Origin of the sequence: Achromobacter anxifer, from assembly GCF_903652925.1 — a bacterium.
Taxonomy (GTDB): Bacteria; Pseudomonadota; Gammaproteobacteria; order Burkholderiales; family Burkholderiaceae_B; genus Achromobacter; species Achromobacter anxifer.
The window spans coordinates 24671-46922 of the sequence record NZ_CAHLAR010000013.1 but is presented as its reverse complement, the minus strand read 5'-3'; the positions used below and the strand labels follow the sequence as shown (position 1 = coordinate 46922).

The 22252-nt window shown below is 68.5% G+C and carries 19 protein-coding genes; 12 read left to right on the top strand and 7 right to left on the bottom strand.

Features of this window, described 5'->3' with window-relative positions; all coding sequences use genetic code 11:
* Positions 1-11 precede the first annotated feature (11 nt).
* A complete protein-coding gene (locus HWY37_RS29695) occupies positions 12-848 on the top strand; it encodes a helix-turn-helix transcriptional regulator (RefSeq protein WP_176090462.1) in 837 nt (278 codons plus the stop codon).
* Here the strand turns inward: HWY37_RS29695 and HWY37_RS29690 are convergent.
* Positions 764-1438, bottom strand: a complete 675-nt coding sequence (locus HWY37_RS29690) for a flavodoxin family protein (protein WP_176090461.1) — start codon at positions 1436-1438, stop codon at positions 764-766. The genes HWY37_RS29695 and HWY37_RS29690 overlap by 85 nt on opposite strands.
* Before the next feature lie 129 nt (positions 1439-1567).
* Here HWY37_RS29690 and HWY37_RS29685 point away from each other — a divergent pair, with 129 nt between their 5' ends.
* The 4 genes from HWY37_RS29685 (at position 1568) to HWY37_RS29670 (ending at position 5251) form a co-directional block, all read left to right on the top strand.
* A complete protein-coding gene (locus tag HWY37_RS29685) occupies positions 1568-2458 on the top strand; it encodes a LysR substrate-binding domain-containing protein (protein ID WP_176090460.1) in 891 nt (296 codons plus the stop codon).
* Positions 2459-2576: 118 nt separating this feature from the next.
* Entirely contained in the window at positions 2577-3464 is an 888-nt protein-coding gene (locus HWY37_RS29680) for a LysR family transcriptional regulator (protein WP_425485056.1), read from the top strand.
* Between the two features lie 161 nt (positions 3465-3625).
* A complete protein-coding gene (locus HWY37_RS29675) occupies positions 3626-4264 on the top strand; it encodes a glutathione S-transferase family protein (protein ID WP_176090458.1) in 639 nt (212 codons plus the stop codon).
* Between the two features lie 21 nt (positions 4265-4285).
* On the top strand, positions 4286-5251 hold the full coding sequence (locus HWY37_RS29670) for a pyridoxamine 5'-phosphate oxidase family protein (protein ID WP_176090457.1): 966 nt from the start codon (positions 4286-4288) through the stop codon (positions 5249-5251).
* Positions 5252-5263: 12 nt separating this feature from the next.
* Here HWY37_RS29670 and HWY37_RS29665 read toward each other — a convergent pair whose 3' ends face one another.
* A complete protein-coding gene (locus tag HWY37_RS29665; protein WP_176090456.1) occupies positions 5264-5719 on the bottom strand; it encodes a winged helix-turn-helix transcriptional regulator in 456 nt (151 codons plus the stop codon).
* Between the two features lie 109 nt (positions 5720-5828).
* On the opposite strand from HWY37_RS29665, the gene HWY37_RS29660 reads away from it, so the two are divergent.
* Positions 5829-7052: an MFS transporter gene (locus HWY37_RS29660; protein WP_176090455.1), complete on the top strand. Its 1224-nt coding sequence runs from the start codon at positions 5829-5831 to the stop codon at positions 7050-7052.
* An 812-nt stretch (positions 7053-7864) separates the two neighbouring features.
* Here HWY37_RS29660 and HWY37_RS29655 read toward each other — a convergent pair.
* Both HWY37_RS29655 and HWY37_RS29650 read right to left on the bottom strand, forming a co-directional pair.
* Positions 7865-9634: an acyl-CoA dehydrogenase gene (locus HWY37_RS29655; protein WP_176090454.1), complete on the bottom strand. Its 1770-nt coding sequence runs from the start codon at positions 9632-9634 to the stop codon at positions 7865-7867.
* Positions 9635-9673: 39 nt separating this feature from the next.
* Complete coding sequence (locus HWY37_RS29650; RefSeq protein WP_175210256.1) at positions 9674-11332, bottom strand: acyl-CoA synthetase; 1659 nt, start codon at positions 11330-11332, stop codon at positions 9674-9676.
* 162 nt (positions 11333-11494) lie between these two features.
* Here HWY37_RS29650 and HWY37_RS29645 point away from each other — a divergent pair, with 162 nt between their 5' ends.
* Positions 11495-12205 (top strand): Crp/Fnr family transcriptional regulator, encoded by a 711-nt coding sequence (locus HWY37_RS29645; protein ID WP_176090453.1) that lies wholly within the window; start codon positions 11495-11497, stop codon positions 12203-12205.
* Positions 12206-12274: 69 nt separating this feature from the next.
* On the opposite strand, the gene HWY37_RS29640 is transcribed toward HWY37_RS29645, so the two are convergent.
* Together HWY37_RS29640 and HWY37_RS29635 are read right to left on the bottom strand one after the other, a co-directional pair.
* A complete protein-coding gene (locus tag HWY37_RS29640) occupies positions 12275-12979 on the bottom strand; it encodes an aspartate/glutamate racemase family protein (RefSeq protein WP_176090452.1) in 705 nt (234 codons plus the stop codon).
* A complete protein-coding gene (locus HWY37_RS29635) occupies positions 12976-13434 on the bottom strand; it encodes a MarR family winged helix-turn-helix transcriptional regulator (protein ID WP_175210262.1) in 459 nt (152 codons plus the stop codon). The genes HWY37_RS29640 and HWY37_RS29635 overlap by 4 nt, the downstream gene beginning before the upstream one ends.
* 239 nt (positions 13435-13673) lie before the next feature.
* Here HWY37_RS29635 and HWY37_RS29630 point away from each other — a divergent pair, with 239 nt between their 5' ends.
* Both HWY37_RS29630 and HWY37_RS29625 read left to right on the top strand, forming a co-directional pair.
* Positions 13674-15959, top strand: a complete 2286-nt coding sequence (locus HWY37_RS29630; protein ID WP_175210264.1) for a nitric-oxide reductase large subunit — start codon at positions 13674-13676, stop codon at positions 15957-15959.
* A gap of 155 nt (positions 15960-16114) precedes the next feature.
* The gene (locus tag HWY37_RS29625; RefSeq protein ID WP_175210273.1) at positions 16115-16939 is read left to right on the top strand and encodes a formylglycine-generating enzyme family protein; all 825 of its coding nucleotides are present in this window, start codon (positions 16115-16117) and stop codon (positions 16937-16939) included.
* 13 nt (positions 16940-16952) lie between these two features.
* Here the strand turns inward: HWY37_RS29625 and HWY37_RS29620 are convergent, their stop codons facing one another.
* The gene (locus HWY37_RS29620; protein ID WP_175210275.1) at positions 16953-17780 is read right to left on the bottom strand and encodes a Crp/Fnr family transcriptional regulator; all 828 of its coding nucleotides are present in this window, start codon (positions 17778-17780) and stop codon (positions 16953-16955) included.
* Between the two features lie 156 nt (positions 17781-17936).
* Here HWY37_RS29620 and nirK point away from each other — a divergent pair, with 156 nt between their 5' ends.
* From nirK to aceE, 3 genes are all read left to right on the top strand, one after another.
* On the top strand, positions 17937-19019 hold the full coding sequence (nirK, locus tag HWY37_RS29615) for a copper-containing nitrite reductase (protein WP_176090451.1): 1083 nt from the start codon (positions 17937-17939) through the stop codon (positions 19017-19019).
* A gap of 13 nt (positions 19020-19032) precedes the next feature.
* A complete protein-coding gene (locus HWY37_RS29610; protein ID WP_175210279.1) occupies positions 19033-19359 on the top strand; it encodes a c-type cytochrome in 327 nt (108 codons plus the stop codon).
* Between the two features lie 160 nt (positions 19360-19519).
* Positions 19520-22183: a pyruvate dehydrogenase (acetyl-transferring), homodimeric type gene (gene aceE, locus HWY37_RS29605; protein WP_176090450.1), complete on the top strand. Its 2664-nt coding sequence runs from the start codon at positions 19520-19522 to the stop codon at positions 22181-22183.
* Positions 22184-22252: the final 69 nt, after the last annotated feature.

Here is a 22252-nt window from a genome sequence, read left to right as displayed (position 1 = left end):
CAAGCGCACACATGGCGGTATCCCAACACATCTGGCATTGCGGCGCGGGCTTGCCCGGCGACGTGCTCATCGCGGACCTGCGCGCCTACCGCTATGCGCCGCATTTCCATGACGCCTGGTCCATCGGCGCCATCGCGCAGGGGCGCTGCACGTTCACCGTGCATGGCGAGCCGCAGGCCGCGGGCGAGGGCGAACTGGTCGTGATCGGGCCCGGGCAGGTCCATACCGGCGGCACCGCGAACGCGCCGCTGGCGTACCGCATGGCCTACATCGACCCGGCCTGGTTCAGCGACCACGAGTCCGCCCTGTACGCGGACGGCGCGGCGCTGGCCGGTCCGGTCATCCGCGACCCCGCGCTATGCCAGGCGTGGCTGGAGGCGCTCACGCCTGATGCCATCGATGACGCCGCGCGCCGCGCGCGCATCTCCGCCGCCTTGTTCGGACTGCTGGCGACGCATGCGCGGGCGCGCCCGGCGGCAGCCGACGACACGCCGGATGTATGCGCGCTACTGCGCGCGCGCATGGCCTCGGATCCGGCGTGCGCGCCGGACCTGGAGACCCTGGCGCGGGCGCAGGACCGCCACCGCACCACCCTGGTCAAGCAGTTCGCGCGGCGCTACGGCCTGCCGCCGCTGGCCTGGCTGCGCAACTGGCGGGTGGCGCGGGCCCGCGTGCTGCTGCGCGATGGCCTGCCGCTGGCGGACGCCGCGCAGGCGGTGGGCTTTGCCGACCAGGCCCATCTGACCCGCGTCTTCAAGCAGGTCTACGGCAGCACGCCGGGCGTGCTGCGCAAGGCGGGCGCGGCAGGTTCCCAGACATTGCGGGAGCGCGGCGTTTCCACGCGGTAGTCCGAGTACTTCCTGGTGAAGAACGACGCGCCCAGTTCCTCCGCGGCCTGTAGCGGCCGGCGCGGATCGTTTGCGATCTCGCCGCGCAGATTGCCGGCGCCGTGCACATGGCCGATGAACTCCGAATGGGTGTAGCGGGAGTACTCCTGGACCTGGTGCACGATGCCCAGCGCCGCGCCTGGGTAGGTTTCCTCGGACGCCACCGCCAGCCCCAGGCGCTTGCCGGTCATGCGTTGCCTGACCCGTTCCGGCTCCGGGCCCGAGCCGGCGTAGTGGCTGAACGAGCGGTCGAAGAAAGCCTTGGATTGCGCCGACATGCCGTACCAGTAGATGGGCGTGCTGAGCAGGACGCCATCGGCTGGCAGGAAGTGTTCCAGGAACAGTTCGGCATAGCGGTCGGTGGGGACGGGCGAGTGGCGCAGGTCGGGCAGGAACGACTGGATGTAGTCGTCCAGGAACAGCAGCGTGGCGTTGGCGCCCGCCGCCTCGGCCCCGCGCTGCGCGGCCGCGCCCAGCGCCGCGCTATTGCCGTCGCGCCGCGGGCTGCCGACCAGGATCAGCAGGCGTTTTTCGGGATGATCTGAATTCATGCTTGATTCCTTGTGTGGACATGGTTTGTTCCATGCAGTACGGAAAATTTAGTGTCCATGCCATTCCGGCGACAAATGATGAATCCTTGAGTAAGATGAATTGATTTCATCTGAATAGGGCCGGATCCCATGTTCGCCACGCTACCCGTGACAGCGCTGCGCACGTTCGAGGCGGCCGCCAGGCTGCGCAGCTTCAAGCTGGCCGCGGCCGAGCTGGCCGTGACGGCCACGGCGGTGTCCCATCAGGTCAAGGCGCTGGAGCGGCATGTGGGGTTCGCGCTGTTCGAGCGCGTGCCGCGCGGGGTGCGCCTGACGGACAAGGGCGCGCGCCTGTTCGCCGGCGTGCACGGCGCCTTGCTGGACGTCACGCAGACCCTGGACGCGCTGCGCGCCGCGCCGGCGTCCGGCGCATTGACGCTGACCACCACGCACTCGTTCGCGGCGTTGTGGCTGGTGCCGCGCCTGGGACGTTTTCACCAGGCGTTCCCGCAGTACCAGCTGAACTTGAACACCAGTCCCGAACCCGTGGACCTGCTGCGCGACGCCAGCATGGACCTGGCCATCCGCTATAGCCGGGCGCAATGGCCCGGGCTTTACGCCGCCTGCGCGTTGCAGGAATGGTTCGGCGTTTATGGCGCGCCCGCGCTGGTCGCGCGGCAGGGCAAGCGCGCGCCGGCGCTGGTGACCGTGCGCTGGCGCGATTCGTCGCTGTACGACCAGGGCTGGCAGGATTGGTGCGAGGCGGCCGGGCTGCCGGCCTGGCGCCTGCCGGCAGCGGTGCACGCCTACGAGGAAGAGCACTACGCCCTGCAGGCCGCCATCGCCGGGCAAGGCCTGGTGCTGGCCAGTTCCGTCATGGTGTCGGACAGCGTGGCTGCGGGCACGCTGGTGGCGTACCGGCCCGAGGTGAGAGTGGCGGGGGCGGCCTATACCGCGCTGTGTGCGCCGGGACGTGAGCGGCATCCGCCGCTGCGGGCGTTCCTGGGCTGGCTGCGCAAGGAATTCGGGGCCCAGGCATGAAGTGGCGGGTGTTTGGCCCGCGGCCCCGGGCAACGGGATTGACGCGGCTGGCCGCGCGCTTCTACTCTTTGCCCGAAAATCAGCGCGGAGACCCGCAGGCGTGAATCGATTCCATGAAATGACCGTGTTCCTGGCGGTGGCCGAGGCGCAGAGTTTCGCCGCGGCGGCGCGCCGCCTGGAAATGTCCGCGCCCACCGTCACGCGCAGCGTGTCGGCGCTGGAGCGGCGGCTGGGCGCCTTGCTGCTGGTCCGCACCACGCGCAGCCTGCGCCTGACCGAGGCCGGCCAGCGCTATGCCGAGGACTGCCGCCGCATCCTTGAAGAGGTGGAGCAGGCCGACGATGCCGCCGCGGGCGTCATGGCCGCGCCGCGCGGCGCGCTCAGCATCACCGCGCCGGCGTTCTTCGGCGAACTGCATGTGATGCCCGCCGTGCTGGCCTATCTGCGCGCGCACCGCGAGGTCTCGGTGCGCACGCTGCTGGTGGACCGCGTGGTGAATCTGCTGGACGAGCGCGTGGACGTGGCGGTGCGCATCGGCGCCTTGCCGGACTCCACGCTGACGGCGGTGCCGGTGGGGCAGGTGCGCCGCGTGGTCTGCGCCGCGCCGGCCTTTCTGCGCGAGCATGGCGTGCCCCAGGACCTCGATTCCTTGCCGCGCTATTGCACCGTCACCGCGGCCATGGAGGGCCGGACGCCACACTGGCGCTTCCAGCAGGATGGCCAGCCGCGCAGCCTGCGCATCGAATCGCAGCTGACCGTCACGTCCTTCCAGGCCGCGGTGCTGGCGGCCTGCGAGGGCTGGGGCCTGACGCAGGTGGTGTCCTATCAGGTGGCGCGGCATCTGGCCAGCGGCGCCCTGCAAGTGGTGTTGCGCGACTTCGAATTGCCGCCGCTGCCCGTGCACCTGGTCTATCCGGAAGGCCGCAAAAGCTCGGCCAAGGTGCGCAGCTTCGTCGAATTCTGCGTCGAGTCCCTGCGCCGCGATCTGGCGGCGCTGCCGGCATAGATTCCGGTTCCGCGGATACGCGCGCCGCAGCGCATCGGCTGGGGCAGGGCCACCCGTCGTCTTTCTTTCACGCAGCGTAATAGTGTCTTGCGGGCGCTGGCCGTTCACGCGCGGCTGGCATCGGCCCAAGATGGAGCTTGTATCCGACTTGGAGCCCAACCATGCAAACCGCCCAGACCCCCGCGCTGACCTTCTACAGTTTTCCCTTGTCCGGCCACGCCCATCGCGTTGCCCTGATGCTGTCCCTGCTGGACGTGCCGCACCGCAAGGTGGATGTGGACCTGCGCGGCGGGGAGCACAAGCGCGCGCCGTTCCTGGCGCTGAACGCTTTCGGCCAGGTGCCGGTGATCGACGACGATGGCGTGGTGATCGCGGATTCGACCGCGATCCTGGTCTATCTGGCCAAGCGCTACGGCGGCCAGGCCTGGCTGCCGGAGGATCCCGTGGGCGCGGCGGCGGTGCAGCGCTGGCTGTCGGCGGCGTCCGGCCCGCTGACGATAGGACCGGCCGCGGCGCGCCTGATCACGCTGTTCGGCGCGCCCTATGACGTCGACGCCACCTTGACCCGCGCGCACGCCCTGTTGCAGGTCATGGACGGCGAGCTGGCCGGGCGCGATTTCCTGGCGGGCGCGGAGCCCACGATCGCGGACGTGGCCTGCTACACCTATGTGGCCCATGCGCCGGAAGGCAATGTGGCGCTTGAGGCCTATCCGCACGTGCGCGCCTGGCTGGCCCGGATCGAGCGCCTGCCGCGGTTCGTGCCCATGGTCTCGTCGCGCGTGGGCCTGCTGGCCGCCTGAGCACAGGGCAAGGAGCACGTCATGGAATCCGCAGAACCTCTTGCCGCGCCCTGGCATGCAGGCGAGCGCCTGCTGCAACGCCACTTGGGCGTCGCCGAGCGCATGGAAGTGGCCGGGCGCAAAGTCATCCGCGACTACATGCCGGACCAGCACCGCATTTTTTTCGAGCAGCTGCCTTTTCTGGTGGCGGGGGCGGTGGACGGGCAGGGCGATCCCTGGGCGGGCGTGCTGGAAGGCCTGCCGGGTTTCGTGTCCTCGCCCGATCCGCGCAGCTTGCGGGTGGCGGCCGTGCCGGACGCCGATGATCCGCTGCTGGCTGGCCTGGGCCCGGACCGCCAGGTGGGCCTGCTGGGAATCGAACTGCACACGCGCCGCCGCAACCGCGCCAACGGCCGCATCTTGGCCTGGGACGGCAAGCGGTTCGAGGTGGACGTGACGCAGTCCTTTGGCAACTGTCCGCAGTACATCCAGGCGCGCGAGTTCCATTTCTCGCGTTCGCCCGCGCTGCGTTTCCCGGGCGCGCCACGGGAGCGCGCCGGGCTGGACGAGGCCGCGCGCGCGCTGATCGCCCGCGCCGACACGTTCTTCGTCTCCACCTACGCGGACGAGGGCGGCCGCAAGGTCGATGTCTCGCATCGGGGCGGCAAGCCGGGATTCGTCCGGGTGGATGGCGACGTGCTGACCATTCCCGATTTCTCCGGCAATCGCTTCTTCAACACCTTGGGCAACATGGTGCTGAACCCGCGCGCCGGCCTGGTGTTCATCGACTTCGAACGCGGCGACGTGCTGCAGCTGACCGGGGCCGCCGAAGTGATCCTGGACAGCCCGGAGACCGCGCTGTTCGACGGTGCGGAACGCCTGTGGCGCGTGCATGCGAGGCGGGTGGTCTGGCGGCCCGGCGCGCTGGCCTTGCGCTGGCGCTTCGACAGTTACTCGCCAACGGCGCTGGCCACCGGGCAGTGGCCGCGGGCGGCAGCGGCGTCATAGCGGGAGCCAGGCCTAATTGGCCGTGGCGGTCTTTTGCACGACCGCGTCGTCCGGGCCGAGCAGGCGGCCGTCCTGAGCCCGGATTTCCAACTTGCGCACCGGCTGGCCGCGCTTGCGGTCGATCAGCGTCGAATGCGGCTCGGCGGGACCGTAGTAGTGGTCCTCGCCCCATTGGCGCAGGCCGACGATCACAGGAAACAAGGCGCGGCCCTTGTCCGTCAGCACGTATTCCTGGTAGGCGCTGCCGTCCGAGGCCGGCGCCACCGCCAGGATGCCGTGCGCCACCAGCGTGCGCAGCCGGTCGCTGAGGATGTTCTTGGCCACGCCCAGGCTTTTCTGCAGTTCGCCAAAACGCCGCAAGCCATCGAAAGCGTCGCGCACGATCAACAGCGACCACCAGTCGCCGATGGCGTCCAGGGAACGTGCCACCGGGCAGGCGGCGCCTTCGAGACTCGTGCGTTTGACCATGTCGTTTCCTTGCGGATGAGGGAGACCGGGCTTTCAAATTTTCGGTTGCATTATAAAACCTTGAAAACTACTATTCTGGTTTTATAACGAAACTAAAATGGAGCAAAGCATGTCAGCCCGAACAGAACCTGCCAACCCCGGATCCCAGGGGCCGATGCCTGGATCGCTAGTGATGCTGCTGGCGGTGGCCTGTGGCCTGAGCGTGGCCAACGTGTATTACGCTCAGCCACTGCTCGATGCCATCGGCCGCGAATTCGGCATCGCCGAAAGCGCGGTGGGCATCGTGGTCACCGCGACGCAACTGGGCTGCGCGCTGGCGCTGCTGTTCGTGGTGCCGCTGGGCGACCTGCTGGACCGGCGGCGCCTGATGCTGGGGCAACTGGCGCTGCTGGTGCTGGCGTTGGCCGCGGTCGCGTTGTCGGCTGGCACGCCCTGGCTGCTGCTGGGCATGGTGGCCCTGGGCCTGCTGGGGACGGCGATGACGCAAGGCCTGCTGGCCCTGTCCGCGGCGCTGGCCGCGCCTGGCGAACGCGGCCGCGTGGTCGGCGCGGCGCAGGGCGGGGTGGTGATCGGCCTGCTGCTGGCGCGCACCTTGGCGGGGGCAGTGGCGGACCTGTGGGGCTGGCGCGCGGTCTACGTGGTGTCGGCGGCGCTGTCGGCCGTATTGGCCGTGGTGCTGGTGCGGCGCTTGCCGCAACGCCGGCTGCCTTCCGTGAACCTGGGCTATTGGGCCCTGCTGCGCTCGCTTTACGGCCTGCTGGCCACCGAGCGCGTGCTGCGCGTGCGCGGCATGATCGCGCTGCTGATGTTCGCCGCCTTCAGCGCTTTCTGGACCGCGCTGGTGCTACCCCTGAGCGCGCCGCCTTACTCCCTTACGCATAGCGCGGTGGGCGCTTTCGGATTGGTGGGCGTCGCCGGGGTGCTGATGGCGGCGCGCGCCGGACGCCTGGCCGACAGCGGGCAGGGCGAGCGCACCACCGCGGTGGGGCTGGCGCTGCTATGCCTGGCCTGGGTGCCTATTGCGTTCCTGGAACACAGCCTGTGGCTGCTGGCCTTGGGCGTGCTGATCCTGGACATTGCCTTGCAGGCGCTGCATGTGACCAATCAGACGATGATCTTCAGCGTGAATCCGCGGGCGCATAGCCGGCTGGTGGGGGGGTACATGATGTTTTATGCGGTGGGGAGTGGGGTGGGGTCGATTGCTTCTACTGTGGTTTATGGGGTGGCGGGGTGGGTGGGGGTTTGCTTGTTGGGGGCGGGGATTAGTGTTGTTGCGTTGGTGTTTTGGGTGGTGACGGTGCCGAGGGGGGAGCGTTTGTTGGTTGGTTCTTGATCTGGCTGTTGCTTGGTTCTTGAGACGTCTGTCGCGTCGGGGGCTCGCGATGCGCGGGGCAACGATTGCGGTCCGGAGCCTTCGCTCCGGACTTCCCCTGCGTCATCCTCGTTGTCGCCTCCGGCGACTGCCTTCGGATTCCCTCGGGCTTATCGACGCCCCGCGCATCGCGAGCCCCCGACGCGACAGGCTCCGTCGGTTGAAACTTCACGGGCGCTGGGACGGGAGGTGTGCTTGGCGTTCTGGCCACGAACGAGGGGGGCGGAGAGTCTTGCGGGGCCCGCCCCAGGCCGGCCGCGCGGGCGGCCTTTTGGGGCTTACGCAGTGTCTTGCGTCACGCGATGACGCTGCGCGCCACCCATCACCGCCCACCCCCGATGAGCCGGGCATCATTAGCAAACCACTCACCGCATTCGCGCAAGCGAACGCAATAGAAATCAAAGAAATCACGTATGTAATTGTCGGCCGCCCGCGCGGCCGAGAATTACGGGCAGCCCAAGACTCGTCCCCGACCACGGCTCCAGCAGCGCATCAGGCCAAGACTTAAGTAGCCCGTCGGCGCGGGCGGCTGAGTGGCGGGCAACCTCGATGCGCCCGAGGGAATCCGAAGGGAAGGCCGTAGGCCTGGACGAGGATGACAAGGGGGAAGTCCGGAGCGAAGGCTCCGGACCGCAATCGTGGGCGCCCGCCACTCAGCCGCCCGCGCCGACGGGCGGCCTACGAAGCACTGGAACGCGACCAAGAAACTACGGACCAGCGAGACCTCTGACGGAACGAACCCCACGCAAGGACCCGCAGCACACCATAGATAGCTACGGCTGCACCTCATACTCCCCCGACCCGAGCACCACCGCCGCCAACCCCGCAGCCTGGCTCAACTTATGCAACGCGTAGCACTGCGCCGTGGCGATCTTGGCGTCATGGAAGGCCGGGTCTTCCTGGCGCAGGTCCAGGCTGGCCAGCAGCGCGCGGGCCATCTGCCAGCCGGCCAGGGTGGTGCCCGCCAGCAGCAGATAGGGAACTGCCGCGGCGAACACCGCGTTGGGGCGCTTGGCGGCGTTGGCCAGGACGAAATCGACCGCGTCCGCCAGGGCCGCGCGGGCCTGGCGCAGCGGCGTCAGCATCAGGCGGGCGGCGGGCTCGCTGCGGGCTTCCAGCGCGGCTTCGGTCTTGCCGACCTCGGCCAGCAGGGCGCGGGCGACGGCGCCGCCGTCGCGCAGGGTCTTGCGGCCCACCAGGTCATTCGCCTGGATCGCCGTGGTGCCTTCGTAAATGGTGAGAATGCGCGCGTCGCGGTAGTACTGCGCCGCGCCGGTCTCCTCGATGAAGCCCATGCCGCCGTGCACCTGCACGCCCAGGCTGGCCACGTCGATGGACATCTCGGTGCACCAGCCCTTGACGATGGGCACCAGGTATTCCTGCACGGCCAGATGGCGCCGGCGGGCTTCGGCGTCGGGGCTGGCGTGCGCCAGGTCGGCGTGGCCCGCGGTGTAGTAGGCCAGCGCGCGGCCGGCCTCGGTCAGCGCGCGCATCGTGCCCAGCATGCGGCGCACATCGGGGTGCTGGATGATGGGCACCGCGTCCTTGGACGAGCCGTCCACCGGGCGGCTCTGCACGCGTTCGGCAGCATAGGCCAGCGCGTGCTGGTGGGCGCGGTCGGCGATGGCCACGCCCTGCACGCCGACCGCGTAGCGGGCGGCGTTCATCATGATGAACATGGCGTCCAGGCCGCGGTTTTCCTGGCCGACCAGGTAGCCCAGCGCGCCGCCCGCGTCGCCGAATTGCAGGGTGCTGGTGGGGCTGGCCTTGATGCCCAGCTTGTGTTCGATGGACACGCAATGCACGTCGTTGCGCGCGCCCAGCGTGCCGTCCCCATTGACCAGGAACTTGGGCACCAGGAACAGCGAAATGCCTTTGACGCCTTCGGGCGCGTCGGGCAGGCGCGCCAGCACCAGGTGCAGGATGTTCTCGGCCAGATCGTGTTCGCCGTAGGTGATGAAGATCTTGGTGCCGGAGATCCGGTAGGTGCCGTCGCCCGCGGGCTGCGCGCGCGAGCGGATCATGGCCAGGTCGGAGCCCGCCTGCGGCTCGGTCAGGTTCATGGTGCCGGTCCATTGCCCGGAGATCATGGGGCCGATGTAGCGTTCCTTCAGCTCGGCCGAGCCGGCCGTCAGCAGCGCCTCGATCGCGCCATTGGTCAGCAGCGGGCACAGCGCGAACGACAGGTTGGCGGCGTTCAGCATTTCGGAGCAGGGCGAGCCGATCAGGCCCGGCAGGCCCTGGCCGCCGTATTCGACGGGATGCGTCATGCCTTGCCAGCCGGCTTCGGCGTACAGGCGGAAGGCGTCCTTGAAGCCCGGCGAGGTGGTCACGGCGCCGTCGCGCCAGGCGCTGGGCTCGCGGTCGGCGGGATGGTTCAGCGGGGCCAGCACGTCGCCGGCGTAGCGCGCGGATTCCTCCAGCACGGCCTGGGTGGTGTCGGGCGTGGCTTCCTCGAAACCCGGCAGCGTGGCGACTTGCGGCAGGCCGGCAAGATGGTTCAACACGAACAGCATGTCTTTCACGGGGGCTTGGTACGTCATGGCGTCGGAGCTCCTGGATGGGATTGGGGGACGTGGGATTCAGCCGGTCTTCTTGCCGGAACCGGCCACGTCGATGGCCTTGGTCGCGCCGACGGCGGCGCGCAGTTCGAATTTCTGGATCTTGCCGGTGGAGGTCTTGGGCAGTTCGCCGAAGCGCACCGCGCGCGGCACCTTGAAGCCGGGCAACAGCAGCTTGCAGTGCGCGATGATTTCTTCTTCGGTGGCGCTGCAGCCTGGCTTTAGCTCGACGAAGGCGCAGGGCGTCTCGCCCCATTTGGGATCGGGCATGGCCACCACGGCCACCGCCGCCACGGCGGGGTGGCGGTAGAGCGCGTCCTCCACCTCGATGCTGGAGATGTTCTCGCCGCCGGAAATGATGATGTCCTTGCTGCGGTCCTTGATGCGCACATAGCCGTCGGCCGTCATCACGCCCAGGTCGCCGGTGTGGAACCAGCCGCCGGCGAAAGCCTGTTCGGTGGCGCGCTCGTTCTTCAGATAGCCCTTCATGCAGATGTTGCCGCGGAACATGACCTCGCCGATGGTCTGCTCGTCGGGCGGCACTTCCTCCATGGTCTCGGGATTGCGCACGGACACGCCGGCCTGCAGGTGATAGCGCACGCCCTGGCGCGCGTTGCGCAATGCGCGCTCTTCCTCGTCCAGCGCGTCCCAGGCTTCCTGGCGGGCGCAGACGGCGGCCGGTCCGTAGACTTCGGTCAGGCCGTACACGTGGGTCAGCTCGAAGCCGATGTCGCGCATCTTGGCGATGACGGCCGGCGCGGGCGCGGCGCCCGCCACCATGGTGCGCACGGTATGGTCGATGCCGGCGCGCATTTCGGCCGGCGCGTTGGCCAGCGCGCTTTGCACGATGGGCGCGCCGCAATAGTGGGTGACGCCTTCGGCGCGGATCAGGTCGAACACGGTCTGCGGGTCGAACTTGCGCAGGCACACGTTGACCCCGGCGCGCGCCGCCACCGTCCAGGCGAAGCACCAGCCGTTGCAGTGGAACAGCGGCAGGGTCCACAGATAGACCGCATGCTTGGGCATGTCCCATTCCAGGATGTTGCTGATGGCGTTCAGGTAGGCGCCGCGGTAGTGGTAGACCACGCCCTTGGGGTCGCCGGTGGTGCCGGACGTGTAGTTCAGCGCGATGGCGTCCCATTCGTCGGCGGGCGGCTTCCAGTCGTAGCTGGCTGGCGCGCCGGCCAGGAAGGCTTCGTAGTCGACCGCGCCGGGCAGCTCGGCCGGGGCGCTGTCCAGGTCGTGCACCGAGATCAGCTTCAGATGCGGAAACTCGGCCCGGGCGCGTTGCGCGAGCTCGGCGTATTCGGTGTCCACGATCAGCGCCTGCGCTTCGCCGTGGCCCAGCATGAACAGCACGCTGGGCGTGTCCAGGCGGGTGTTCAGGGTATTGAGCACGGCGCCCAGCATGGGCACGCCGAAGTGCGCCTCGACCATGGCGGGAATGTTGGGCAGCATCACGGCGACGGTGTCGCCGTGCTTGATGCCGGCCTGCGCCAGGGCGCCGGCCAGGCGCTGGGCGCGCTCGTAGGTCTGGGCCCAGTTGCGCCGCACCTTGCCGTGGACGATGGCCAGCCGCTGCCCGTAGACCTGCGCCGCGCGGGCGATGAAGTCCACCGGGGTCAGGGCTTCGTAGTTGGCGTCGCGGCGCGCAAGGCCGCTATCGAACATACCGCTCATGCTTGTCTCCTGTCGGGACGCGCCGGCGTCCCTTATCCGTATGCGGGGCGTTTGATCCCCGTCGCTTGCCCTAGCTTACGGTGGGGCCGAAAATGCTGTCTGTCGCCTGCATGACAGACGCCCGGCAAGCCTAGTATCCCCCAGTTTTACACGGTAATTTCCATGTCCGACGTTTCAAACACCGTTTCCGCCGCGGAGCTGGCCGGCCTGTTCGAGGCCTGCGCCTGGTACGCCGCGCTGGAGGCCCGCCACCAGGACCTGGTGCTGGCCACTGCGCGCGCCGACCACGCCGCCAACGGCGCCTGGATCGCGCGGCGCAACGCGCCCTCGGACCATTGGCTGGGCGTGCATTCGGGCCTGCTGAAGCTGGCCATCTATAACGAGTCGGGCCGCAGCTGCACGTTTTCGGGAGTGCCGCCAGGAGGCTGGTTCGGCGAGGGCAGCGTCATCAAGCGCGAGCTGCGCAAGTACGACGTGGTGGCGATCCAGCCGTCCCTGGTGTTGCAGGTGCCCACGGCCACCTTTCATGCGCTGCTGGCGGCCAGCCTGCCGTTCTCGCATTTCGTCATCGGCCAGTTGAACAACCGCATGGGCGAGTTCATCGCCTCCATCCAGAACCACCGTTTGCTGGACGCGGACGCGCGAGTGGCGCAATCCCTGGCGCAGCTGTTCAACCCGCAGCTGTACCCGTCCACCGACCTGACGCTGGCGATATCGCAGGAAGAACTAGGCTATTTGACGGGCCTGTCGCGCCAGCGGGTCAACCAGGCCTTGCAGGCGCTGGCTGACCTGGGGATCCTGGCGCTGGCCTACAACCAGATCAAGGTGCTGGATCTGGAGCGCCTGCGCCAGTACGGCCTGGATCAGATCTGAAGGGCGGGGGCAGGCGAACCCGGGGCAGGCGAACCTGGCTCAGGCGGACCCGGCTGAGGCGAGCCCGGCTCAGACAGACCGCAGGGCGCGCCCGAGCGCCGCGCGCGCGAGAATGCGGGTCGAATCCAGCGTCGGCAAGGCGGAATTGCGGTCGTCCAGCACCAGCGGCAATTCGGTGCATCCCAGCACCACGGCGTCGCAGCCGGCCTCGCGCAGGCGGGCGATCACGGCCTGCAGCCGGGCCACCGATTCGGGCTTGAATACGCCGTACACCAGCTCGTCCATGATGACGCGGGCCAGCGTGTCGCGGTCTTCCTCGGACGGCCGCAGCCATTGCAGGCCCTGCGCTTCCAGCTTGTCCGGATAGACGCTGCTGTCCACCAGCCAGCGCGTGCCCAGGATGCCGATGCGGCGATAGCCGCGGGCGCGGGCCTCGGCCGCGACTTCCTCGGCGATGTGCAGCCAGGGCAGGGGCGATTGCGGCAATACATGGCCCAGCGCCTGGTGGATGGTGTTGTCGGGGCAGATCAGGAAATCCGCGCCCGCGCGCGCCAGCTTGTCCGCCGAGGACAGCATCAGCGCGCCCACGCCGGCCAGGTCGGCGCGGTCCAGGCAGGCCACGTAGTCCGCCAGCGAATGCGTGTGCAGTGAAATCTCGGGGTGGGCATGCGGCCCGAGGCGAGCCGCGCCTTCCGCGCACAGGGTGCGGTAGCACAGCGCCGCGCCTTCGGAGGAGCAGGCGACGATGCCGACGTGCAGCGGGGCGGCGCTCATTCAACGGACTCCTTGTTGGAGGCGCGCACGTGGCGGGCGATGTCCAGGAAGCTGGCCGCCATGGCGTCCTGCTGCGCCTGCGGCAGCCGCGACAGGAACAGCTCGTCCACGGCGGGGCCGTAGACCTTCCACATCTCGCGCCGCAGCGCGCGCCCCTTGGGCGTGAGACGGGCGTAGGTGGCGCGGCGGTCCTCGTCCGAGCGGAAGCGCTCGACCAGGCCCTCGGCCTCGATGCGGTCCATCAGGCGCGTCAGGTTGTAGCGCGCGATCACCATGCGCTCGGCGATCTCGAACATGCGGGCGCTGCCGCCCGGCGCGCGTTCCAGCGCCCACAGCGCGTCATACCAGGCCAGCGGCGGCAGGCCGGCGGCCGCCAGGCGTTTTTCGATTTCTTCCACCACCAGCGCATGCGCGGTCAGGAAGAGGCTCCACGCATCGGGCTTGCCCGTGGCCATGCGGTCGGTTCCTTTGAAAAAGTGCGGGAATGCAGCCAGGGATTGTAAGAGGCTGGCGCCGCCTTCGGCGCCTGTTTGATGGTCCAAACAACCCTGCTCAAGTCATTTATACCCTGGCCGGCTGCGGTCAAATCCACCCCGGTGATTTCAAGCTCATGATTTGAATCGCTTTTTTCCTGGCACGGAATTCGCATCTGGGTACGTACCCCAAAACCGCAACACTGGAGGGCGTTCCCATCATGGGTCCGTATCGGAAATTATGGTTCACCTTGATCGCCGTACTGGCGGTCACGTTCGCATTGCTGGGCTTCTATGGCGGCGAGGTCTACCGCCAGGCGCCGCCCATTCCCGGGCAGGTCGTGACGACCGACGGCAAACCCCTGTTCGGGCGCGACGACATCCTGGACGGCCAGACGGCCTGGCAATCGGTCGGCGGCATGCAGCTGGGATCGGTCTGGGGCCACGGCGCCTACCAGGCTCCGGACTGGACGGCCGACTGGCTGCACCGCGAACTGGCGGCGTGGCTGGACCTGGCCGCGCGCGAGCAGTACGGCAAGGACTATGCGCAGCTGGACGCGCGCGCCCAGGCCGGGCTGCGCGCCGACCTGAAGGCGGAATACCGCGCCAACCGCAGCGACGAGGCGACCGACACGCTGGCGGTGAGTCCGCGGCGCGCGCTCGCCATGGCGCAGACCGCCGCCTATTACGACCAGCTGTTTTCCGACGCGCCCGCGCTGCACGGCAGCCGCGAGAGTTTCGCGATGAAGGAAAACACCTTGCCCGACGCCGCGCGCCGCACCCAGCTCACGCGCTTCTTCTTCTGGACGGCGTGGGCGGCGGCAACCGAGCGTCCGGGCAAGGCCGTCACCTACACCAACAATTGGCCGCATGAACCGCTGATCGACAACGTGCCCAGCGCCGAGAACGTCATGTGGTCCATCATCAGCGTGGTGGTGCTGCTGGCGGGCGTCGGCCTCTTGGTCTGGGCCTGGGCCTTCCTGCGCGGCAAGGAAGACGACGAGCCGCAGGCGCCCGCCAAGGATCCGCTCACCACCTTCGCCCTGACGCCGTCGCAGCGCGCCCTGGGCAAGTACCTGTTCCTGGTCGTGGCGCTGTTCGGCTTCCAGGTGCTGCTGGGCGCCTTCACGGCGCACTACACCGTCGAAGGACAGAAGTTCTACGGTATCGACGTGTCGCAGTGGTTCCCGTATTCGCTGGTGCGCACCTGGCACATCCAGAGCGCGCTGTTCTGGATCGCCACGGGCTTCCTGGCCGCGGGCCTGTTCCTGGCGCCGCTGATCAATGGCGGACGCGACCCGAAATTCCAGAAGGCCGGCGTCGATATCCTGTTCTGGGCCCTGGTGCTGGTGGTGGTCGGCTCGTTCACCGGCAACTATCTGGCGATCGCGCAGATCATGCCGCCGGACCTGAACTTCTGGCTGGGCCACCAGGGCTATGAATACGTCGACCTGGGCCGTTTGTGGCAGATCGGCAAGTTCGCGGGCATCTGCTTCTGGCTGGTGCTGATGCTGCGCGGCATCGTGCCGGCGCTGCGCACGCCGGGCGGCGACAAGAACCTGCTGGCGCTCCTGACGGCCTCGGTGGGCGCCATCGGCCTGTTCTACGGCGCGGGCTTCTTCTACGGCGAACGCACCCACCTGACGGTGATGGAGTACTGGCGCTGGTGGATCGTGCACCTGTGGGTGGAAGGCTTCTTCGAAGTCTTCGCGACCACGGCGCTGGCCTTCATCTTTTCCACGCTGGGCCTGGTGTCGCGCCGCATGGCCACCACCGCCAGCCTGGCCTCGGCCTCGCTGTTCATGCTGGGCGGCATACCGGGCACCTTCCATCACCTGTACTTTGCCGGCACCACCACGCCCGTCATGGCGGTCGGCGCCAGCTTCTCGGCGCTGGAAGTGGTGCCTCTGATCGTGCTGGGGCACGAGGCCTGGGAGAACTGGCGCTTGAAGACCCGCGCGCCCTGGATGGAAAAGCTGAGGTGGCCGCTGATGTGCTTCGTGGCCGTGGCCTTCTGGAACATGCTGGGCGCGGGCGTCTTCGGCTTCATGATCAACCCGCCTGTCTCGCTGTACTACATCCAGGGCTTGAACACGACGCCGGTGCACGCGCATGCGGCCCTGTTCGGCGTGTACGGCTTCCTGGCGCTGGGCTTCACCCTGCTGGTGCTGCGCTACATCCGGCCGCAGTACGCGCTGAGCCCGGGCCTGATGAAGCTGGCGTTCTGGGGCATGAACCTGGGGCTGGCGCTGATGATCTTCACCAGCCTGCTGCCGGTGGGCCTGATCCAGTTCCACGCCAGCATCAGCGAAGGCATGTGGTACGCCCGCAGCGAAGGCTTCATGCAGCAGGAGCTGCTGCGGAACCTGCGCTGGGGCCGCACCTTCGGCGACGTGGTGTTCCTGCTGGGCGCGTTGGCCATCGTGATGCAGGTGATCCTGGGCCTCCTGAGCGGCAAGCCCGCGCAGGCCGAGCCGAGGCTGCAGGCCAAGGCGGCGCGCGGCTAGCGCTGGGTCCGCGAATGCGCGGCCACGTTGCCGCGCCGCGGGACGCCAGGCAAGCGCCTGGCTCTTTGTTTCAGCGCAAAGAGCCAGACCGCCGCAGCCGGTCCAATGGAATCGAGCCCGCGCCGACCGGCGCGGGCATTCCGGAGCACCGTCGCATGCGCATCCTGCCGACCGCCATCATTGCATTGCTGTTGACTGCTTGCGGGCCCCAGGATGGGGCCCGTCCTGCCTTGCCGGACGTCACGCGCCTGCCGCCGGGCGCGGTGAGCTACGTGCCGCCGGGCGAGGTCCTGCGCAACGGCTATCCCGCCACGCCCGCGGCCCGCATCGCGCGCTATCCGGATGGTCTGGCCATCATGACGCGGCAGGTCAGCCAGGCCGAGTATGCGGCCTGCGTGCGTGCGGGCGGCTGCAAGGCGCTGGACCCGGCGCAACGGAGCGCGGCGGCGCCTGACCTGCCAGCGGTCGGGATCAGCTGGTCCGACGCTTCAGCCTATGCCGCATGGATCTCCGAGCGCACCGGCCGGCGCTTGCGCCTGCCCAGCTATGCCGAATGGATCTACGCGGCGGGCGAAGCCTATCGCGAAGACGCCTTGCCGGCCTTGCCCGACGACGGCGACCCCGCGCAGCGCTGGCTGGCCGAATACGAACAGCAGAGCCGCCGCGGCGCGCAGGGCGACGCCACGGTGCGCGCGTTCGGCGCCCATGGCCGCAACCGCGCCGGCCTGATGGACATGGCGGGCAGCGTGTGGGACTGGACCGAGGATTGCCATGCGCGGCGCGTGCTGGACGGGCTGCGGGAAGGCGCTGGCGCCCGCGCGGCGCAAGAGCAGGAAAGCCGCAACTGCGGCATACGCGTCGCGGCTGGCAGGCACATCGCCTACCTGCCGGACTTCATTCGCGATCCAAAGGGCGGGGCCTGTTCGGTGGGCGTGCCGCCCGCGAACCTGGGCTTGCGGCTGGTGCTGGAACCCGGTTAGGGCGCGCCTGCCGCTACGCGCTGGCCTCCATGGGCGTCTGCTCGGGGGGCGCATCGTCCGCGGCCGGCGAGCCGTGGCGACAGGACAGGCAGGCCGAGCAGTCCATGGCGGGCGCGGCGTGTTCGCCCAGGCGCTCCAGGGCGGCGGGCGTACGCAGCACTACGCGCTTGCGTCCCGCCGACACGATGCCGCGCTGCTTCCAGTCGCTGAGCAGCCGGCTGACCGTGTGCAAGGTGGTGCCGGTCATTTCGGCGATGTCCTGGCGGGTGATGGGAAAACCTATGCCTATGCCGTCCTGCATGGGTTGGCCCGCTTGCCGCACCAGCCTCAGGATGGCGCGCGCGACCCGCTGTTCGACTTCGTCGGTGGACAGCTCCTGGATGCGGACGTGGGCGTCCTGCAGGCGCTGTCCCATGGTTTGCAGCGCGGCTGCGCCCAGTTGGGGATGACAGGCGATGAAGCGTTCCCAGGCCGCTGCCGGCCACGCCAGGCAGACGCTTTCCTGCACGGCCTGGACCGTGGCGGGATAGCGCGGCTGGCGCATGGCGCAAGCCAGTCCGAACAGGTCACCGGGATGCACGTAGCGCACCACCACCTGTTCGCCTTCCGGCGTCAGCTGCGCCACTTTCAGGCAGCCGTGCAGCAACACGAAGAAGTGCGCGGCCGCGGCGCCCTGGCGGTAGGCCAGCGCGCCGGCTTCCAGGCGGCAAGGGGTGGCGCCGCGCAGCGCGGCGTCCAGCTGTGCATCGGACAAGGGCCTGAAGAGATCCTGGTTGCGCAGCAGGGCGTGGCACAGCGGCGACGAGGCGGCGGTCCGCTCGGAAGCATGGGGAGGGTCCATGTCCCGATGGTGACACCGCGGCCGCGCGGCGGCAATGCGCGCCGGCCTGCAGGCTGGTCCGAAGTTTGCGCTACAGCAAAGAACGCAAGGGATGGCCGGCCTTCAATGGAACTGCCGACAGACTCGGCTCAGCAGAAACCGGAAGAGGAGTTGCACATGAACGCTTTGCGCCCCACCTTGCTTGCCATGGCCTTGATCGCCGCGATGGCGGGCGGCCCAGCCGCCGCCCAGAATGCCGATCAGCTGGAACGCGCCAAGGTCGCGCTGGTCGCCCCGCCCATGGTCCACCCGCATGAGCAGGTGGCCCGTTCCGGCCCGAAGGTGATCGAATTCACGATGATCATCGAGGAAAAGAAGATGGTCATCGACGACAAGGGCACGACCCTGCAGGCGATGACCTTCAACGGTTCCATGCCCGGTCCGACCCTGGTGGTGCACGAGGGCGACTACGTCGAGCTGACCCTGGTCAATCCGGCGACCAACGCCATGCCGCACAACGTGGACTTCCACGCGGCCACTGGCGCGCTGGGCGGGGCCAAGCTCACCAACGTGAACCCGGGCGAGCAGGCCACGCTGCGCTTCAAGGCAGACCGCAGCGGCACCTTCGTCTACCACTGTGCGCCCGAGGGCATGGTGCCCTGGCACGTGGTGGCGGGCATGAGCGGCACGTTGATGGTGTTGCCGCGGGACGGCCTGAAGGATCCCCAGGGCAAGCCGCTGCGCTACGACCGCGCCTATACGATCGGGGAGTTCGACCTGTACATCCCCAAGGACCAGAACGGCAAATACAAGGATTACGCCACCCTGGCGGAAAGCTATGGCGACACGGTGGAAGTCATGCGCACGCTGACGCCGTCGCACATCGTCTTCAACGGCAAGGTCGGGGCCCTGACGGGCGATAACGCGCTCAAGGCCAAGGTGGGCGAGACGGTGCTGCTGATCCATTCGCAGGCCAATCGCGACACCCGTCCGCACCTGATCGGGGGCCACGGCGACTGGGTCTGGGAGACCGGCAAGTTCGCCAATCCGCCGCAAAGAGACCTGGAAACCTGGTTCATCCGCGGCGGCTCCGCGGGCGCGGCGCTCTACACCTTCAAGCAGCCCGGCGTCTATGCCTACCTGAACCACAACCTGATCGAGGCCTTCGAGCTGGGCGCGGCCGGGCATATCAAGGTCGAAGGCAAATGGAACGACGACTTGATGAAGCAGATCAAGGCGCCGGGTCCGATCCCGCGCTGAAGAGGTCTTGGCCATGTCCCAACTTCATCGATATGCATTCGCCGCCGTGCTGGCGAGCCTGCCCCTCGCGCAAGCGGGCGCGCAGACGCTGGCCGCCGTCAACCCGGCGGGCGAAAAGCTCTACAAGTCCGCCTGTGTCGTGTGCCACGCCAGCGGAGTCGCCAATGCGCCCAGGCTGGGTGACCGGCAGGCCTGGTCGCCCTTCATCGCGCAGGGCGCGGACGCCTTGCTGGCAACCGTGCTCAAGGGCAAGGGCGCCATGCCGCCGCGCGGCGGTTCGTCCGCGGACGAACCCACGCTGCGGGCCGCGGTGGAATACATGATGGCTGCGTCGCGCTAGCGCGGAAGGCCGGCGTCCAAGGCGTTAATAGTTGCACTTGCAATTATTAAAATTCCTCCATACGATTGCAATTGCACATGATGCAATTGCAATTCACAATGCGAAATGACGGCGGCCGAACCTACCGGGACGCCGCCTTCGCGCCCACCAGGAGGACGCCATGGATACCCCGATAGAACCGACCGACGCCGACCCTCAGGAAACCCTGGAATGGCTGGAAGCCATGCAGGCCGTGCTTTCCCACGAGGGCCGCCCGCGCACGCACTACCTGCTGGATCAGCTGATCGGCCAGGACCGCTCCGGCAATGGCGGCTATGCGGCGCCCAAGGCCACGCCCTACGTGAACACCATCAGTCCTGCACAGCAGTACGTGTTTCCGGGCGACCTGGGCATCGAGCTGCGGCTGGACGCCTATCTGCGCTGGAACGCCATGGCCATGGTGCTGCGCGCGGGCAAGACCTCGGGCGTGGGCGGGCACATCGCCACCTACGCCTCGGCCACCACGCTGTACGAAACCGGCTACCGGCATTTCTTCCGCGCGGCCAGGCCGGACTTCCTGGGCGACATGCTGTACATCCAGGGGCACTCCGCGCCCGGCATCTACGCGCGCGCCTATCTGGAAGGCCGCATCTCCGAGGCCGAACTCGACCGCTTCCGTCGCGAGACGGACGGCGGCGGCCTGGCGTCCTATCCCCATCCGCGCACCATGCCCGGCTTCTGGCAGTTCCCGACGGTGTCGATGGGGCTGGGGCCGCTGATGGCCGCCTACCAGGCGCGCTACATGCGCTACCTGGAGGACCGCGAACTGATCCCCGCGCAGGGCCGCAAGGTCTGGGGCTTTCTGGGCGACGGCGAACAGGACCAGCCCGAGACGCTGGCGGCGGTGGCGATGGCCGGCCGTGAAAAGCTGGACAACCTGATCTTCGTGGTGAACTGCAATCTGCAGCGTCTGGACGGACCGGTGCGCGGCAACGCCAAGATCATCCAGGAACTGGAAAGCGTGTATCGCGGCGCCGGCTGGAACGTCATCAAGGTGATCTGGGGTGCGGGCTGGGACGCGCTGTTGGCGCAGGACCATGACGGCCGCCTGCGGCGCCGCATGATGCAATGCGTGGATGGCGAGTACCAGGTGTTCAAGGCGCGCGGCGGCGCCTATGTGCGCGAGCATTTCTTCGGCGCCGATCCGGTGCTGCTGGAGCGCGTGGCGCACCTGAGCGACGAGGAGATCGGCGCGCTGAACCGCGGCGGCCATGACCCGGCCAAGGTCTACGCCGCCTACGCCGCGGCGCTGGCCCATCGCGGCCAGCCCACCGTCATCCTGGCCAAGACGGTCAAGGGCTATGGCATGGGCGCGGCGGGCGAGGCGGCCAATACCAACCACCAGCAGAAGAAGATGGCGGATCCGGCCGTGCGCGCCTTCCGCGACCGCTTCGCCATCCCGGTGCCCGACGATCAGCTGGAGCAGATTCCCTACATCAAGCCCGCGTCCGGCAGTGCCGAGCAGGCTTATTTCGACGCCGCGATCGCGCGCGCCGGCGGCCATCTGCCGCAGCGGCCGGCCGGTCCCGGCCCGCTGGCCACGCCGCCGCTGGAGGCTTTCGCCGCGCATCTGAAGGGCAGCGACGGGCGCGAATTCTCGACCACCATGGCCTTCGTGCGGGTGCTGGCGCAATTGCTCAAGGACCCGGCCATCGGCCAGCGCGTGGTGCCCATCGTGCCCGACGAGTCGCGTACCTTCGGCATGGACGGCATGTTCCGGCAGGTGGGCATCTATTCGCACGTGGGGCAGCTGTACACGCCGCAGGACGCCGACCAGCTCAGCGTCTACCGCGAGGACCGCCGAGGCCAGATCCTGCAGGAAGGCATCAATGAATCGGGCGCGATGGCCTCGTGGATCGCGGCCGCCACCGCCCACAGCACGCACGGCGTGGCCACCATTCCGTTCTACATCTTCTATTCCATGTTCGGCTTCCAGCGCGTGGGCGACCTGGCCTGGGCGGCGGGTGACATCCGCGCGCGCGGCTTCCTGCTGGGCGCGACGTCCGGGCGCACCACGCTGGAAGGCGAGGGCCTGCAGCATGACGACGGCCATAGCCACGTGCTGGCCTCGGTCATCCCTTCATGCGTGGCCTACGACCCAGCCTATGCCTATGAAATCGCGGTGATCGTGCAGGACGGCATGCGGCGCATGTACCAGGAGGAGGAAGACGTCTTCTACTACCTGACGCTGATCAACGAGAAGACCGCGCATCCGCCCATGCCCGCGGGCGCGGAGGAAGGCATCCTGCGCGGCATGTACCGCCTGCGCGACGGTGGCGACGGCGCGCTGCGGGTGCAATTGCTGGGCAGTGGCGCGATCCTGGGCGAAGTCCTGGCCGCGGCCGAGATGCTGCGGCAGGATTTCGGCGTGGCGGCCGACGTCTGGAGCGTGACCAGCTATTCGGAACTGGGCCGCGACGGCCAGGAAGCGGAGCGCTGGAACCGTCTCCATCCGCTTGAGGAGCCGCGCAGCGGCTACGCCGAAACGGCGCTGGCGGATAGCGAGGGCCCGGTGGTGGCGGCCACCGACTACATGAAGACGGTGCCCGAACAGATACGTCCGTTCATGGCGGGCCGCCGCTACATCACATTGGGCACCGATGGCTTCGGCAGGTCCGACACGCGGGCGGCCCTGCGCGCCTATTTCGAGGTGGACCGGCGCCATATCGCGCAGGCGGCGTTGAAGGCGCTGGCGGACGAGGGCCTGATGCCGCGCGAGCGCGCGGCCGAGGCTATTGCCCGCTACGGCATCGATCCGGAGGCGGTGTCCGCGGCGCTGCCCTAGCCGGTGCCGGGCAGCGGCCTGGATGTTGCGGCCCGGGCATCCCCGCCCGGACGCAGCGGCTGTTCCGGC